Origin of the sequence: Streptomyces sp. NBC_00690 (genome assembly GCF_036226685.1) — a bacterium.
In the GTDB taxonomy this organism is placed as follows: Bacteria; Actinomycetota; Actinomycetes; order Streptomycetales; family Streptomycetaceae; genus Streptomyces.
On the sequence record NZ_CP109009.1, the window covers coordinates 6,961,506 to 6,975,174 of the forward strand.

Genomic DNA, 13,669 nt, shown 5'->3' on the forward strand with positions numbered 1-13,669 from the left:
TGTGCTCATGGAGCTGACGAAGAAGAAGCACGCCTGCATCCGCCTGGAGAAGGACGGGGCGGTCCTGGTGATCGACCCGGGGGCCTTCAGCGAGCAGGACGCGGCTGAGGGCGCGGACGCCGTTCTGATCACCCATGAGCACCCCGACCACTTCGACGAAGGGCGGCTGCGCGCCGCCCTCGCCGCCGGAACCGAGGTGTGGACGCTACGGAGCGTCGCCGAGAAGCTCACGCCGGCCTACCCCGGCCGCGTCCACACCATCGGCCACGGCGACGCATTTTCGGTGGCCGGTTTTGATGTACAGGTACACGGGGAGCTCCATGCCGTGATCCATCCGGACCTGCCGAGGGTCACCAATGTCGGCTACCTGGTGGACGGCTCCGTCTTCCACCCGGGTGATGCCCTCATCGTGCCGGGGACGGCCGTCGACACCTTGCTCCTGCCCGTCCACGCGCCCTGGAACAAGATCGCCGAGGTCATCGACTATGTGCGCGAGGTGGCGCCCCGGCGGGCCGTCGATGTGCACGACGCCCTGCTCACCGACCTCGCCCGGCCGATCTACGACACGCACATCGGCAATCTCGGCGGCGCCGAGCACACCCGGCTCGGTGCCGGCGAGAGCATCGCGGTGTGATGGGGGCCTTTTTCGGTCATTCACTCGACGAACGCCCGACCGGCCCGTTGCCCTGCGGAGCCCGGAGTGTCACACCCCGGCATTAGGCTTTCCCCATGCGCATCGCCACATGGAACGTCAACTCGATCACCGCTCGGTTGCCGCGGTTGCTCGCCTGGCTGGAGAGCAGCGGCACCGACGTGCTCTGCATCCAGGAGACCAAGTGCACCGAGGAGCAGTTCCCAGCGGCGGAGCTGCGGGAGATCGGCTATGAGTCCGCCATCCACGCCGACGGGCGGTGGAACGGCGTGGCGCTGCTCTCCAGGGTCGGTCTGGCCGATGTGGTCAAGGGGCTGCCGGGCGGTCCTGAGTACGGGGGAGTGCAGGAGCCCCGTTCCATCTCCGCCACGTGCGGCCCGGTGCGTGTCTGGTCGGTCTATGTCCCCAATGGCCGAGAAGTTTCGCACGAGCACTACGCCTACAAGCTGAGCTGGCTGGCAGCGCTGAGGACCGCGGTCGCCGAGGATGCGGCGGGGGAGCGGCCCTTCGCCGTCCTGGGCGACTTCAACATTGCCCCCGCCGACGAGGACGTCTGGGACCGGTCCGCATTCGAGGGCAGCACCCATGTCACCGAGCCCGAGCGGGCCGCGCTCGCCGCTCTGCGGGAGACAGGTCTGGGCGATGTGGTGCCGCGTCCACTGAAGTATGATCATCCGTTCACCTACTGGGACTACCGTCAGCTGGGCTTCCCGAAGAACCGCGGCATGCGCATCGACCTCGTCTATGGCAATGGGCCCTTCAGGGAATCGGTCAAGGACGGCTACGTCGACCGTGAGGAGCGCAAGGGCAAGGGAGCATCGGACCATGCCCCGGTCGTGGTCGACCTCACCGTCTGACCATCGGCCATCGATCGACCGACGTCGTCCGACGACACCGATGACCGCCGTCGCGTGCCTTGTGGTGCGGCTGGCTGAGGGAATGCGAGGGTGAGTGGTGTGAACATCCCTTTCTTGGACCATTGGCTCAAGCGTCAAGGCGCTGACGAGGAGGAGCAGCAGGCCGCAGCGGAGAGCGACCCGGAGCGGGCGGCTGCCATCGCCGAACTGCTCTCGGAGTGCGAGCTCCTTCGGGTGCGGGCCGAGCGGCTCGGGCTCGAACTGGATGACAGCCCGGATTCGTTGGCCGCACTCGATCAGCTCCCGCCGCGCTGGCGCGACGATCCCGAGGAACTGCCCTGGGTGGGCAATGACGCCGGTCTCTATCTCGGCACGGTCATCGTGCGCACGGTTCCCGGGGCCGTCTGGCACATCTGGCCGGGTGGTCACCCCGTGGTGCGTCTCGCCTCGGGTCGGGAGATCGGTGTGGTCGAGGCGGGTCTGGACTGGGCGGTCCACGGCGCACCGGAGTTGGCGCAGGTGTACGCGGAGGCGGCCGAGGCTTAGACCCTGCCGGATTCGATCGTCCCGCGCCGGGCGGGAGGTCCGGAAACCCACTTCGATAAATACGGCTTATGCCCTATTTATGCGTGTCGTGCGTGAAGTCCCTTATCGGGATGGATAGTTTGCGCTGACCTCGACACAGCGATGAGTGGGTAGGGCAGCGTATGGCCGTCGTCGATCCGTTGATCGAGCTGCGGGACGTCAATAAGCACTTCGGACAGTTGCACGTTCTCCAGGACATCAACCTCACCGTCGGGCGCGGGGAGGTGGTGGTGGTCATCGGGCCGTCGGGCTCGGGGAAGTCGACTCTCTGCCGGACCATGAACCGGCTGGAGACCATCGAGTCGGGCACGATCACCATCGACGGCGAACCCCTGCCGGCGGAGGGCAAGGGCCTGGCCAGATTGCGGGCCGACGTCGGGATGGTCTTCCAGTCCTTCAACCTGTTCGCCCATAAGACCGTCCTGGCCAATGTCTCCCTGGCGCCGATCAAGGTCCGCGGCCGGAAGAGAGAAGAGGCCGATCGGCGCTCCCGGGAACTGCTGGACCGGGTGGGGTTGGCCTCGCAGGCCGACAAGTATCCCGCGCAGCTCTCCGGCGGACAGCAGCAGCGCGTGGCCATCGCGCGAGCGCTCGCCATGGAACCCAAGGTCATGCTGTTCGACGAGCCGACCTCGGCGCTCGACCCGGAGATGATCAACGAGGTCCTTGAGGTGATGCAGCAACTCGCCCGGGACGGAATGACCATGGTCGTCGTCACCCATGAGATGGGCTTCGCCCGTTCGGCGGCCAACCGCGTCATCTTCATGGCCGACGGCCGCTGCATCGAGGACCGGACCCCCGAGGACTTCTTCACCCATCCGGAGAGCGAGCGCGCCAAGGACTTCCTCTCCAAGATCCTCAAGCACTGACGGGGGCCGACACATGCGGATCAGACGTGCCCTGACGGCGCTGGTGCTCGCGGTCCTCGCCGCCACGGCCTGCGGCAAGGAGGGCAGCCCGCCCGTCAAGGGGCCACAACCGGACCAACTGCCCGAGTACCAGGTCAACACGGCCTTCCAGTTGGAGGATTCACCGACCTGGCGCAAGGCGAAGCGGCGCGGTCACTTCGTGGTCGGCGTCAAGGAGGACCAGCCCTACCTCGGCGAGAAGGACCCCGCCAGCGGTCTGTACTCGGGCTTCGACATCGAGATCGCGCGCATGGTGTCTGCCTCGCTCGGGCTCGACCCCCAGAAGATCGCCTTCCGCACGATCGCCTCCGCCAACCGTGAGACGGCGCTCCAGAACGGGCAGATCGACTACTACGTCGGCACCTACACCATCAACGACAACCGCAAGAAGCTCGTCGGCTTCGCCGGCCCGTACTACATGGCCGGCCAGGACCTGCTGGTGCGTGCCGACGAAGAGGACATCAAGGGCCCCGAGGACCTCGCCGGCAAGAGGGTCTGTTCGGCCTCCGGGTCCACTCCGTACCAGCGCATCCAGGCCGACTACCCGAAGGCCGATCTCGTCGCCTACGACACGTACTCCATCTGTGTGGACAACCTGCTCACCTATCAGGTCGACGCGGTCACCACGGACAACGCCATCCTCACCGGGTACGCGGCCAAGGCGCCGGACGAGTTGAAGGTCGTCGGAAAGCCCTTCTCCGAGGAGCCCTACGGAATCGGAGTGCCGCGCAACGACAACGCCCTGCGCCTCGCCATCGATGACGCCCTGGAGGCCAACGAGAAGAACGGCAACTGGAAGAAGGCGTACGAAGCAACGCTCGGTCTCTCCGGGGTCCCGGCACCCGAGCCGCCCCCGATCGACCGCTACCCGGCGAGCTGAGGACTGAAGTGAAAGTACTCACCGATAACTTCTCCACGTACGGAGAGGGCTTCCTCGGTACCGTCGAACTGACGGTCTACTCCTCGCTCCTCGCGCTCGCCCTCGGATTCCTGATGGCCTCCTTCCGGGTGGCGCCCGTCGGCTCCTTCCGGGTGATCGGCACGGTCTGGGTCACCGTGCTCCGCAACACCCCCCTGACCCTGCTCTTCTTCGCCGTACTCCTCGGACTGCCCCGATTCGGACTGGTCCTGCCCTTCAAGGTGTTCGCAATCCTCGCCCTGGGGTGCTACACCTCCGCCTTCATCTGCGAGGCGCTGCGCTCGGGCATCAACACCGTTCCGAAGGGGCAGGGCGAAGCCGCCCGCAGTCTGGGCATGACGTTCGGCCAGACCCTCAACAACGTGGTGCTGCCGCAGGCATTCCGCAGCGTCATCCCACCGGTCGGTTCGACCATCATCGCCCTGGCCAAGAACTCCGCGATCGCCGGCGCGTTCAGCGTCACCGAACTCCTCGGCACCTACAAGACGCTCAGCGAACTCGGCTACAACATCATCTGGACCTTCGTCTGGATCGCCGTCGGGTATCTGATCATCACCCTGTCCATCAGTGCGCTGTTCAACGTGCTGGAGAAGCGCTATGGAGTCGCCCGATGACCGATTCCACCGCCCTCTACGACATCCCCGGGCCCAAGACCCGCAAGCGGCACCGCCTCTACGGGATCGTCTCGACCGTCGCCATCGTCGCCCTGCTCGGCTGGATCCTCTATCTGCTCTTCGACACCGGGCAGTTCACCGCCGCCAAGTGGACCCCCTTCGAGTACAAGGGCATTCAGGAACTGCTCCTGCGCGGCCTGGGCAACACCCTCAAGGCATTCGCGTACGCCGCCGTGCTGTCCCTGGTCCTCGGGACCATCCTGGCCTGTGGTCGTCTCTCCGACCACAAGCCCGTGCGCTGGCTGTCCACCCTGCTGGTGGAGTTCTTCCGAGCGATGCCCGTACTGGTGATGATCTTCTTCATCTTCGTCGCGTTGAAGGTGCAACCCCTTCCCGCCCTGGTGGCGGGGCTCACCCTCTACAACGGTTCGGTCCTGGCCGAGGTCTTCCGTGCCGGCGTCAACTCCGTCGACCGTGGACAGCGCGAGGCGGCGTATGCCCTGGGGATGCGCAAGACGCAGGTCATGACGCACGTACTGGTGCCCCAGGCGGTCCGCGCGATGCTGCCGACGATCATCAGTCAACTCGTGGTGGCGCTGAAGGACACCTCGCTCGGCTATCTGATCACCTACGAAGAATTCCTTCACGCGGGCAAGCTCATCGCCTCGAACCTCGATTACGATCTGCCCTTCATCCCGGTGGTGATGGTGATCTCGCCGATCTACATCGGGATGTGTATGTTGCTCTCTTGGTTCGCCAACTGGGTGGCCAGGCGGCAGCGCCGCAATCCAAAGACGGAGGCCGTGGAGATCACCCCGGCCGATCCAGGGACACTGCTGTCCGGGGGTCCCCCCAAGCCGTAGGAGGCAGGGCAGCAGTACATGGGGCATGACCCGGAGCCCTAGACGGGGCTCCGGCCGCAGTCGGTGATCACTTCTGGCGTCGCGACACCCACGGATGACGAGGGGCGGTCGCGAACGAGGAGAAGGTCAGCTGCGCCGGCAGGGTCGTGCTCGATGGACAGAGCAGGTCGAGGCGTCCAGACCACGGTGACACGGGTGCGGGCCGGCACTTCGCCGGAGTGGAGAACCACTCCGCATCGAAGTGCTGGGACCACCAGGGGTCGGTCCGTGGGTGTACCGGACGCTTGACGGACCCGCTTGCCGAGGCCGAGCGGGCCCGCGTCGAAGCCGCACACGACGGGGGCGCCGCTCTCCTTGGTCATCCCACCCTCAGCGGCACAAGAACCCCGACCGGGTTTCTCCCGCGGTGGACGGAGCGGTGAGCGGCCCCACCGCCGGCAGTCCCCGGTCGCTGTGCCAACCGCGTACGGCGCCGGCTCATCCCGCGGCGGCGCCCGAGGGCAGCGGTGTCCTGGCCGCGACGGTCACGTCAGCGACCACCTCGACGACGTCCGGGCCGTACGCCTGGGAGTTGACCACCTTCAGCAGCAGGCAGAACGAACTCCGTCCGTGCTTCTTCGCCAGCGTCTCGTGGTTCCGGGCGAGATAGCGGGTGGCCGCCTGATTGGTGATGGCGCGCTGGCCGCAGAAGAGGAAGACCGGTCGGGCGTCCGGCTGGGCCGTCAGCCGAGCCAGGAGCACGTACTCCGCGGCCCCTGCCTCCAGTCGATAGCGGTCCGAGCCGATCTGGAACGCGCCCTGGTCCGGACCCGGCTGCGGGTCGACATTGACGCGCACTCCGGGAAGCAGATGATGGAGATGAGCGGCCATCCGTCGATTCGAGTACGGGCCACCCACGCAGAATTCCGTACGTTCACCGAAGCCCTGCCGGGCGATGTCATGCCAGACGATCTCCGCCTGGGCCTCGCAGTCCTTGATCAGCGCGGCCAACTCCAGCAGGGCAAAGACGTCAAAGCGGTGCACGGACCCGTCGCGGCCCGCCTCACGGTTGACGACCAACAAGGACTCCGAGTTCGACGGCAGTCCGAAGAAGGTCTGCTTGCGCAGCAGCTTGCGCCGCAAGAGGTAGGTACGAGCGAGCCAACCGAGCGTGGCACTGATCCCGGCGGCCACCACACCGAGCACGATGTTGCGTACGTCGTCGTTCATGGGCGCGCAGCCTATCGCTGCCATCGCACCGCCGTTCGATGCAGTCCCGGCCAGGTGTCCTGACGTCCGCGGCCGGGTGAAGTTACAGTGCGCGGACGTATGTTGACTGGAGGTATCCACATGGGCCGAACCGCCGCCCGCAGCGCGACCGTTCTGACCGTCGCGGCAGCGATGGTCTCGCTGGGGGCCGCCGCGCCCTCCCACCCCAAGCCCTTACTGAAGACACCCGCGAAGTCACCGGTGGCCGTCGGCCACGGTGGCGCGGTGGCCAGCGTCGATCCGGACGCCTCGGCCGCCGGCATCGACGTGCTCAAACGAGGCGGCAACGCCGTGGACGCGGCGATCGCCACGGCTGCCGCACTCGGCGTCACCGAGCCCTACTCGGCGGGCATCGGCGGCGGTGGCTTCTTCGTCCACTACGACGCCCGGTCCCGTACGGTCCACACCATCGACGGCCGGGAGACCGCGCCGCGCTCCGCCGGCCCCGGTCTCTTCCAGGAGAAGGGCCAACCGATCCCGTTCGCCGAGGGCCAGACCAGCGGCCTGGGCGTGGGCACCCCCGGTACGCCGGCCACCTGGGAGAGTGCGCTCGATAGTTGGGGCAGCAAGCCCCTGGGCGAGTTGCTGAAGCCCGCCGAGCGGCTGGCGCGCGACGGGTTCACCGTGGACGCCACCTTCCGCTCGCAGACCGAGGCCAACCGGGACCGCTTCGCCGACTTCCCGGCCAGCGCCGAACTCTTCCTCCCCCGAGGAAAGCTGCCCGTGGTGGGTTCCGTCTTCAAGAACCCCGATCTGGCGCGCACCTACAAGGAGATCGGGCGGGAGGGTACGCAGGCGCTGTACCGCGGTGACATCGCCACGGACATCGTGCGCACGGTCCGCAAGCCACCCGTCGGCGAGGGTGTGACCCGCAAGGTCAGGCCCGGTGACCTCACCGCCAGGGACCTGCGGACGTACGACACCATCCGGCGCGCACCCACGAAGATCTCCTACCGGGGCCTGGACGTCTACGGCATGGGCCCCTCCTCATCGGGCGGCACCAGTGTCGGCGAGGCGCTCAACATCCTGGAGCGCACCGATCTGGCGGACGCCAGCAAGACCCAGTACCTGCACCGCTTCATCGAGGCCAGCCGGATCGCCTTCGCGGACCGGGGCCGCTGGGTCGGTGATCCCGCCTTCGAGAACGTTCCCGTCAAGGAACTCCTCTCCCAGCGGTTCGCCGATTCACGAGGCTGCCTGATCAAGGACAACGCGGTACTCACCAGCCCGCTGGCCCCGGGTGACCCCCGCAGGCCCGCAGCCTGCTCCAACAAGGGCAAGACCGCGCCGACCACGTTCGAGGGCGAGAACACCACCCATCTGACGACCGCGGACAAGTGGGGCAACGTCGTCGCGTACACCCTGACGATCGAGTCCACCGGCGGCAGCGGGATCACCGTGCCGGACCGGGGGTTCCTGCTGAACAACGAGTTGACCGACTTCTCCTTCGCACCGGCGAACCCCGCCGTGCACGATCCGAACCTGCCCGGTCCGAGCAAGCGTCCGCGTTCGTCCATCTCGCCGACGATCGTCCTCGACGAGGGACGTCCGGTGCTCGCGCTGGGCTCTCCTGGCGGGGCGACGATCATCACCACGGTCCTCCAGACCCTGACGGGTCGTCTGGACCGGGGACTTCCCCTGGTGGAGGCGATCGCAGCCCCACGGGCCAGCCAGCGCAACCAGACCACGACCGAACTGGAGCCGGGACTCTGGGACAGCTCACTGCGCGCGAAGCTGGAGAAGATCGGTCACCGCTTCCGCCTCAACGCGGAGATCGGAGCCGCGACCGGGATCGAGCGGCTCCCTGATGGACGATGGCTCGCCGCCGCCGAGAAGGTGCGCCGAGGGGGCGGTTCGGCGATGGTGGTGCGGCCCAGCGGCAACCCCTAGCAGGTGTTGCCCAAGCCGGGTTCAGGCAGGTCGGCCGGGTGTCTGGCCTGCCGGTTCACCCTGGCAGGGTGAGGTGGTGCAGGGGGCGAGGGGCAGTCGATCCGCGGCGGCGGACAGCGCTTGAGGGCGATGCCGCCGCTCGGACGGGCGTACTCCGTCCGGCCCCTCGTTCACCCACGGCCCGTTCGGCATCAACTGTCGGACGGGCCGCCGTTGTTGTACGAGGGTCTGCCCCGATGTCCCCGACAGCGGGGGATCAGTTCTGTGTGGGAGCGGGTATGGACGCATTTCCGCACAGAAAGGTGATCTTCCCATGCGCTCATCCACCCTGCTCCCCGCTTTCGTCGCCGCACTCTCGGGGGCTGCCCTGCTGAGCTCCGCCGCCCTGCCGGCCGCGGCGGAGACGGTTCAGCGGGTCGTCACCCCCGATGCGTACGGTGTGCGCGAGGGCACCGTGGGGGCGGCCGAGCTGCTGGCCAGGACGGGGAGCTGTACGCAGATCTCCAGCGGGAAGTACGCCAAGGACGCCGGGGGCTCCAAGTCCGTCCCCGTCTGCGGCACCGATGAGGCGGTGTTCTGGACGGCCGATCTGGACATCGACTGCGACGGCCGGGCCACCACTCAGTGCAATGCCCAGACCGACCCCTGGTTTCTCCCCGATACCGCCTTCCACCAGTCGGACGGCAGACCGCTGAGCGCGGAGGAGTTGCCGTTCATCGTGGTGCCCAGTCCCAGCTCCACCTGGCGCTACACCGACTTCGGGATCAAGGGTGGGTCGGTGGTGGCCGTGGTCCACGACGGCAAGGTCCGGTACGGAGTCGTCGGGGACACCGGGCCCACCGGCATCATCGGCGAAGCCTCCTACGCCATGGCCGAGTCACTCGGCATCGATCCCGACCCGGCCACGGGCGGGATCGGGTCGGGCGTCACCTACATCCTCTTCAAGAACTCCAAGGTGTCCCCGATCGAGAGCCACAGCGCCGCGGTGACACTGGGGAACTCGCTGGCCAAGGAGTTCGTGGCGAACGGCTGACGGGATCTGGTCCGGCAGCCATAAGGCAGCCATAAGGCAGCGACGGGGCGTGGTCTGCCCGTTCCCGTAACGGGGTCACAGGGTCACGGGGTCGCTGGGCGCTGACCGTCCCGGTCGACCCATTCACAGGACGGTGAGCACGCGCGGTCCTTCATCGGTGATGGCCACCGTGTGCTCCGCGTGGGCGGCCCTGCTGCCGTCGATCGTGCGGACCGTCCAGCCGTCCTGGGCGGTGTAGTGGTCGTCCGTGCCGCCCGCGATCACCATGGGCTCGATGGCCAGCACCATGCCATGGCGCAGCACCATGCCCCGGCCCGGTCGGCCCTCGTTGGGGACGCCCGGGTCCTCGTGCATCCGCCGCCCGATGCCGTGGCCGCCGTAGCCGTCCGGAATGCCGTAGCCGGCCGAGCGGCACACCCGGCCGATGGCATGGGCGATGTCGCCGATCCTCCGGCCGACCACGGCCGCCGCGATGCCGGCCTCCAGCGCCGCCTCGACCGTCTCGATGAGCCGGAGGTCCTCGGGCCTGGCGCGGCCCACGGTGAAGCTCACCGCCGAGTCACCCACCCAGCCGGCGAGAATCGCGCCGCAGTCCAGACTCAGCAGATCGCCGTCGCCCAGTCGGTAGTCGTCCGGGATGCCGTGCACGATCGTGTCGTTGACCGATGCGCACACGACGGCCGGAAAGGGAACGGGGGCCCACGAGGGGTGATAGCCGAGGAAGGGCGATCGGGCCCCTGCCTCGGTGAGAACGGCCCGCGCTGCCGCATCCACGTCCCGCAGGGTCGCTCCTACGGTCGCGACTTCACGGGCCGCCGTCAGTGCACCGGCAACGACCCTGCCGGCCTCACGCATCGCTTCGATCGACTGATCGGTTTTGATCTCAACCATGCCAATTACTATACCGGTCCTGGCGGTATTCCAATACCGGCATTAGAATAACGCCATGGTTCGTACCCCCCTCACCCCGGAAGAGCGCGAACGCGGCGAGCGCCTCGGTCGCATGCTGCGTACGGCGCGCGGCGAGCGCAGCATGGTCGAGGTCGCGCTGGTCGCCGGGATCTCGCCCGAGACCCTTCGCAAGATCGAGACCGGTCGCGCCCCCACCCCGGCGTTCTTCACCGTGGCCGCCCTTGCGTCCGCCCTCGGGCTCTCCATGGACGAGCTGGTGGTCCGCTGTGCTCTGCTGCCCGCAGCCTGAGCGTGCCCTAGGCTCGTCCCGTGACCGCCGCTGACTTCGCCTCTGCCCGCTATCTGAGCGTGACCACCTTCCGCAAGAACGGGACCGGGGTCGCCACGCCCGTGTGGTTCGCCGAGGACGGCGGAAAGCTCTACGCCTGGACCCGCACCGATTCCTACAAGGTCAAGCGGCTGCGCAACGACTCCCGGGTCGTGGTCTCCGTCTGTGACGCCCGAGGGCGGATCGCCGAAGGCGCCCCCGCCGCGGAGGGCACGGCCGAACTGCTGGACACGGAGGGCACGGCACGGGTGCGCTCCCTGCTCGCCCGCAAGTACACCTGGCAGTTCTGGCTCGTCGACTGGCCGGCGATGGTGGCTCGGCGTGGCAAGCGTCCCCACACGGGCATCGTGGTGACGCTCTGACCGAAGGCTTCCGGGCTGGCGCGCGGTGCGTCGTGGCTGTCGCTACCCTCCGCCCGGTCGACCGCCGATGCTCCTCGGCGGTCCTTCCCCGGTTACTTCACCGACTCGTCCAGTCGACCCGTGAGCGGTCATTTCCGGCCCCTGTCGCTGTCCTGACGGTGTATCCGGGTGCAGGTGGGGCCGGTTGGGTCAGTGGTGAGCCCTGTTGTTGCTGGGCTCGTCCTCCGCTCGGGTGAAACAAGATCGATTCTGCGGGTTGACTCCGATGGTCTTGCCCCGATGTGTGACGGGGCTTACGTTCTCCCTCTACGTACCGTGTCTACGTGCGTAGAGGCTCGCTGACGCCCGGCCGAAGGAGCAGCCCATGGCCAATGTCGTACGCGCCGCACTGGTCCAGGCGACCTGGACAGGCGACACCGAATCCATGATTGCCAAACACGAGGAACATGCCCGTGAGGCGGCCCGGCAGGGCGCCCGGGTGATCGGATTCCAGGAAGTCTTCAACGCCCCCTACTTCTGCCAGGTGCAGGACTCCGAGCACTACCGCTGGGCCGAGCCCGTCCCGGACGGTCCCACCGTCCGACGGATGCAGGAACTGGCCCGCGAGACCGGGATGGTGATCGTCGTCCCCGTCTTCGAGGTCGAGGGTGCCGGGTTCTACTACAACACCGCGGCCGTGATCGACGCCGACGGCACCTATCTGGGGAAGTACCGCAAGCACCACATCCCCCAGGTCAAGGGCTTCTGGGAGAAGTTCTACTTCCGTCCAGGCAATGCCGGCTGGCCCGTGTTCGAGACCGCGGTCGGCCGGGTCGGCGTCTACATCTGCTACGACCGCCACTTCCCCGAGGGCTGGCGGCAACTCGGCCTCAACGGTGCCCAACTGGTGTACAACCCCTCCGCCACCTCCCGGGGGCTGTCCGCCTACCTGTGGCAGTTGGAACAGCCCGCCGCAGCCGTCGCCAATGAGTACTTCGTCGCCGCCATCAACCGCGTCGGCCAAGAGGAGTACGGCGACAACGACTTCTACGGCACCAGCTACTTCGTCGATCCCCGCGGCCAGTTCGTCGGAGACCCGGCCAGCGACGACACGGAACAACTCCTCGTCCGCGACCTCGACTTCGACCTGATCGACACCGTCCGCCAGCAGTGGGCGTTCTACCGGGATCGCCGACCCGACGCCTACGAAGGGCTGGTGCAGCCGTGACCCTCCACGACCGACACCGTGCCGTCATCCCCGACTGGGTGGCCCTCTACTACCAACAGCCCCTCGAACTCACCCACGGCGAGGGTCGATACGTCTGGGACGCCGACGGAAATCGCTACCTCGACTTCTTCGGCGGCATCCTCACCACGATGACCGCCCACGCCCTGCCCGAGGTCACCAAGGCGGTGGCCGAACAGGCGGCGCGGATCATCCACTCCTCCACGCTCTACCTCAATCGGCCCATGATCGAACTGGCCGAACGCATCGCCGCACTGTCCGGCATCCCCGACGCGCGGGTCTTCTTCACCACATCGGGCACCGAAGCCAACGACACCGCCCTGTTGCTCGCCACCGCCTACCGCCGCTCCAACCAGGTGCTGGCCATGCGCAACAGCTACCACGGCCGTTCGTTCTCCGCGGTCTCCCTCACCGGCAACCGCGCCTGGACCACCACCACGCTCTCCCCGATCCAACCGCTGTACGTCCATGGGGGAGTGCGCACCCGGGGCCCCTACGCCGAACTGTCGGACGAACGGTTCATCCGTGCGTGTGTCGCAGATCTGGAAGACCTCCTCGGCCACACCCGCGACGTGGCGGCGCTGATCGCCGAGCCCATCCAGGGCGTCGGCGGCTTCACCTCACCGCCGGACGGCCTCTACGCGGCCTTCCGCGAGGTCCTCGACCGCCACGGCATCCTCTGGATCGCCGACGAGGTGCAGACCGGCTGGGGGCGAACCGGAGACCACTTCTGGGGATGGCAGGCGCACGCGGAGAACGGGCCGCCGGACATCCTCACCTTCGCCAAGGGCATCGGCAACGGCATGTCGATCGGCGGAGTCGTCGCCCCCGCGGCCATCATGAACTCCCTCGACGCCAACTCCATTTCCACCTTCGGCGGTTCCCCCGTCACCATGGCCGCGGGCAACGCCAACCTCAACCATCTGCTGGAGCACGACCTCCAGGGCAATGCCCGCCGGGTCGGCGGGCTGCTGATCGAACGGCTGAGGGCGGTCAGCGCCCAGGTGCCCGCGGTACGGGAAGTACGCGGCCGAGGGCTCATGATCGGGATCGAGTTGGTCAAACCCGGTACCGACGAGGCGTACCCCGAGGCTGCCTCCCGGGTGTTGGAGGCGGCGCGCGAGAGCGGGCTCCTGATCGGCAAGGGCGGCGGACACAACACCAGCGCGCTCCGGATCGCCCCACCGCTCTCGCTGACCATCGCGGAAGCGGAAGAGGGCGCCGCGATCATGGGGCACGCCCTGCGCGCCGCTGCCTAGGACGACGATCGGCG

Annotated in this window: 16 protein-coding genes; 13 read left to right on the plus strand and 3 right to left on the minus strand. The window is 67.7% G+C overall.

Going from position 1 to position 13,669, the window contains the following annotated elements; all coding sequences use genetic code 11:
- Positions 1-7 precede the first annotated feature (7 nt).
- From OID54_RS30350 to OID54_RS30380, 7 genes are all read left to right on the plus strand, one after another.
- A complete protein-coding gene (locus tag OID54_RS30350; protein ID WP_329024709.1) occupies positions 8-634 on the plus strand; it encodes an MBL fold metallo-hydrolase in 627 nt (208 codons plus the stop codon).
- A gap of 95 nt (positions 635-729) precedes the next feature.
- The gene (locus OID54_RS30355) at positions 730-1,509 is read left to right on the plus strand and encodes an exodeoxyribonuclease III (protein WP_329024711.1); all 780 of its coding nucleotides are present in this window, start codon (positions 730-732) and stop codon (positions 1,507-1,509) included.
- A gap of 99 nt (positions 1,510-1,608) precedes the next feature.
- On the plus strand, positions 1,609-2,055 hold the full coding sequence (locus tag OID54_RS30360) for a DUF6278 family protein (protein WP_329024713.1): 447 nt from the start codon (positions 1,609-1,611) through the stop codon (positions 2,053-2,055).
- A 161-nt stretch (positions 2,056-2,216) separates the two neighbouring features.
- Positions 2,217-2,963, plus strand: coding sequence for an amino acid ABC transporter ATP-binding protein (locus tag OID54_RS30365; RefSeq protein WP_329024715.1), 747 nt, complete (start codon positions 2,217-2,219; stop codon positions 2,961-2,963).
- A 13-nt stretch (positions 2,964-2,976) separates the two neighbouring features.
- Positions 2,977-3,882: a glutamate ABC transporter substrate-binding protein gene (locus OID54_RS30370; RefSeq protein WP_329024717.1), complete on the plus strand. Its 906-nt coding sequence runs from the start codon at positions 2,977-2,979 to the stop codon at positions 3,880-3,882.
- 8 nt (positions 3,883-3,890) lie between these two features.
- Positions 3,891-4,535, plus strand: coding sequence for an amino acid ABC transporter permease (locus OID54_RS30375; protein WP_329024718.1), 645 nt, complete (start codon positions 3,891-3,893; stop codon positions 4,533-4,535).
- On the plus strand, positions 4,532-5,398 hold the full coding sequence (locus tag OID54_RS30380; protein ID WP_329024720.1) for an amino acid ABC transporter permease: 867 nt from the start codon (positions 4,532-4,534) through the stop codon (positions 5,396-5,398). Before OID54_RS30375 ends, OID54_RS30380 begins: the two co-directional genes overlap by 4 nt.
- 38 nt (positions 5,399-5,436) lie before the next feature.
- Here OID54_RS30380 and OID54_RS30385 read toward each other — a convergent pair whose 3' ends face one another.
- Entirely contained in the window at positions 5,437-5,760 is a 324-nt protein-coding gene (locus OID54_RS30385) for a hypothetical protein (protein WP_329024722.1), read from the minus strand.
- Between the two features lie 115 nt (positions 5,761-5,875).
- Positions 5,876-6,607 carry a hypothetical protein gene (locus OID54_RS30390; RefSeq protein ID WP_329024724.1) on the minus strand — a complete coding sequence of 244 codons (732 nt, stop codon included), beginning with the start codon at positions 6,605-6,607 and terminating at the stop codon, positions 5,876-5,878.
- 120 nt (positions 6,608-6,727) lie between these two features.
- Here OID54_RS30390 and ggt point away from each other — a divergent pair, with 120 nt between their 5' ends.
- Both ggt and OID54_RS30400 read left to right on the plus strand, forming a co-directional pair.
- Positions 6,728-8,536 carry a gamma-glutamyltransferase gene (gene ggt, locus OID54_RS30395; protein WP_329024726.1) on the plus strand — a complete coding sequence of 603 codons (1,809 nt, stop codon included), beginning with the start codon at positions 6,728-6,730 and terminating at the stop codon, positions 8,534-8,536.
- 313 nt (positions 8,537-8,849) lie between these two features.
- Positions 8,850-9,569, plus strand: coding sequence for a glycoside hydrolase family 75 protein (locus OID54_RS30400; protein ID WP_329024728.1), 720 nt, complete (start codon positions 8,850-8,852; stop codon positions 9,567-9,569).
- 123 nt (positions 9,570-9,692) lie between these two features.
- Here OID54_RS30400 and map read toward each other — a convergent pair whose 3' ends face one another.
- Complete coding sequence (gene map / locus OID54_RS30405) at positions 9,693-10,460, minus strand: type I methionyl aminopeptidase (protein WP_329024729.1); 768 nt, start codon at positions 10,458-10,460, stop codon at positions 9,693-9,695.
- Between the two features lie 55 nt (positions 10,461-10,515).
- On the opposite strand from map, the gene OID54_RS30410 reads away from it, so the two are divergent.
- The 4 genes from OID54_RS30410 (at position 10,516) to OID54_RS30425 (ending at position 13,655) form a co-directional block, all read left to right on the plus strand.
- Positions 10,516-10,770: a helix-turn-helix domain-containing protein gene (locus tag OID54_RS30410; protein ID WP_329024730.1), complete on the plus strand. Its 255-nt coding sequence runs from the start codon at positions 10,516-10,518 to the stop codon at positions 10,768-10,770.
- Positions 10,771-10,790: 20 nt separating this feature from the next.
- Positions 10,791-11,171: a PPOX class F420-dependent oxidoreductase gene (locus OID54_RS30415; RefSeq protein WP_329024732.1), complete on the plus strand. Its 381-nt coding sequence runs from the start codon at positions 10,791-10,793 to the stop codon at positions 11,169-11,171.
- A 364-nt stretch (positions 11,172-11,535) separates the two neighbouring features.
- Complete coding sequence (locus tag OID54_RS30420; RefSeq protein WP_329024733.1) at positions 11,536-12,378, plus strand: nitrilase-related carbon-nitrogen hydrolase; 843 nt, start codon at positions 11,536-11,538, stop codon at positions 12,376-12,378.
- The gene (locus OID54_RS30425; RefSeq protein WP_329024734.1) at positions 12,375-13,655 is read left to right on the plus strand and encodes an aspartate aminotransferase family protein; all 1,281 of its coding nucleotides are present in this window, start codon (positions 12,375-12,377) and stop codon (positions 13,653-13,655) included. The genes OID54_RS30420 and OID54_RS30425 overlap by 4 nt, the downstream gene beginning before the upstream one ends.
- The last annotated feature ends 14 nt before the right edge of the window (positions 13,656-13,669 follow it).

Bases quoted from the DNA above. Each gene is read 5' to 3' on its own strand.
- OID54_RS30350 (WP_329024709.1), top strand. From the start codon at position 8: ATGGAGCTGACGAAGAAGAAGCACGCCTGCATCCGCCTGGAGAAGGAC.
- OID54_RS30355 (WP_329024711.1), top strand. From the start codon at position 730: ATGCGCATCGCCACATGGAACGTCAACTCGATCACCGCTCGGTTGCCG.
- OID54_RS30365 (WP_329024715.1), top strand. From the start codon at position 2,217: ATGGCCGTCGTCGATCCGTTGATCGAGCTGCGGGACGTCAATAAGCAC.
- OID54_RS30370 (WP_329024717.1), top strand. From the start codon at position 2,977: ATGCGGATCAGACGTGCCCTGACGGCGCTGGTGCTCGCGGTCCTCGCC.
- OID54_RS30380 (WP_329024720.1), top strand. From the start codon at position 4,532: ATGACCGATTCCACCGCCCTCTACGACATCCCCGGGCCCAAGACCCGC.
- OID54_RS30385 (WP_329024722.1), bottom strand. From the start codon at position 5,760: ATGACCAAGGAGAGCGGCGCCCCCGTCGTGTGCGGCTTCGACGCGGGC.
- OID54_RS30390 (WP_329024724.1), bottom strand. From the start codon at position 6,607: ATGAACGACGACGTACGCAACATCGTGCTCGGTGTGGTGGCCGCCGGG.
- ggt (WP_329024726.1), top strand. From the start codon at position 6,728: ATGGGCCGAACCGCCGCCCGCAGCGCGACCGTTCTGACCGTCGCGGCA.
- OID54_RS30400 (WP_329024728.1), top strand. From the start codon at position 8,850: ATGCGCTCATCCACCCTGCTCCCCGCTTTCGTCGCCGCACTCTCGGGG.
- map (WP_329024729.1), bottom strand. From the start codon at position 10,460: ATGGTTGAGATCAAAACCGATCAGTCGATCGAAGCGATGCGTGAGGCC.
- OID54_RS30410 (WP_329024730.1), top strand. From the start codon at position 10,516: ATGGTTCGTACCCCCCTCACCCCGGAAGAGCGCGAACGCGGCGAGCGC.
- OID54_RS30420 (WP_329024733.1), top strand. From the start codon at position 11,536: ATGGCCAATGTCGTACGCGCCGCACTGGTCCAGGCGACCTGGACAGGC.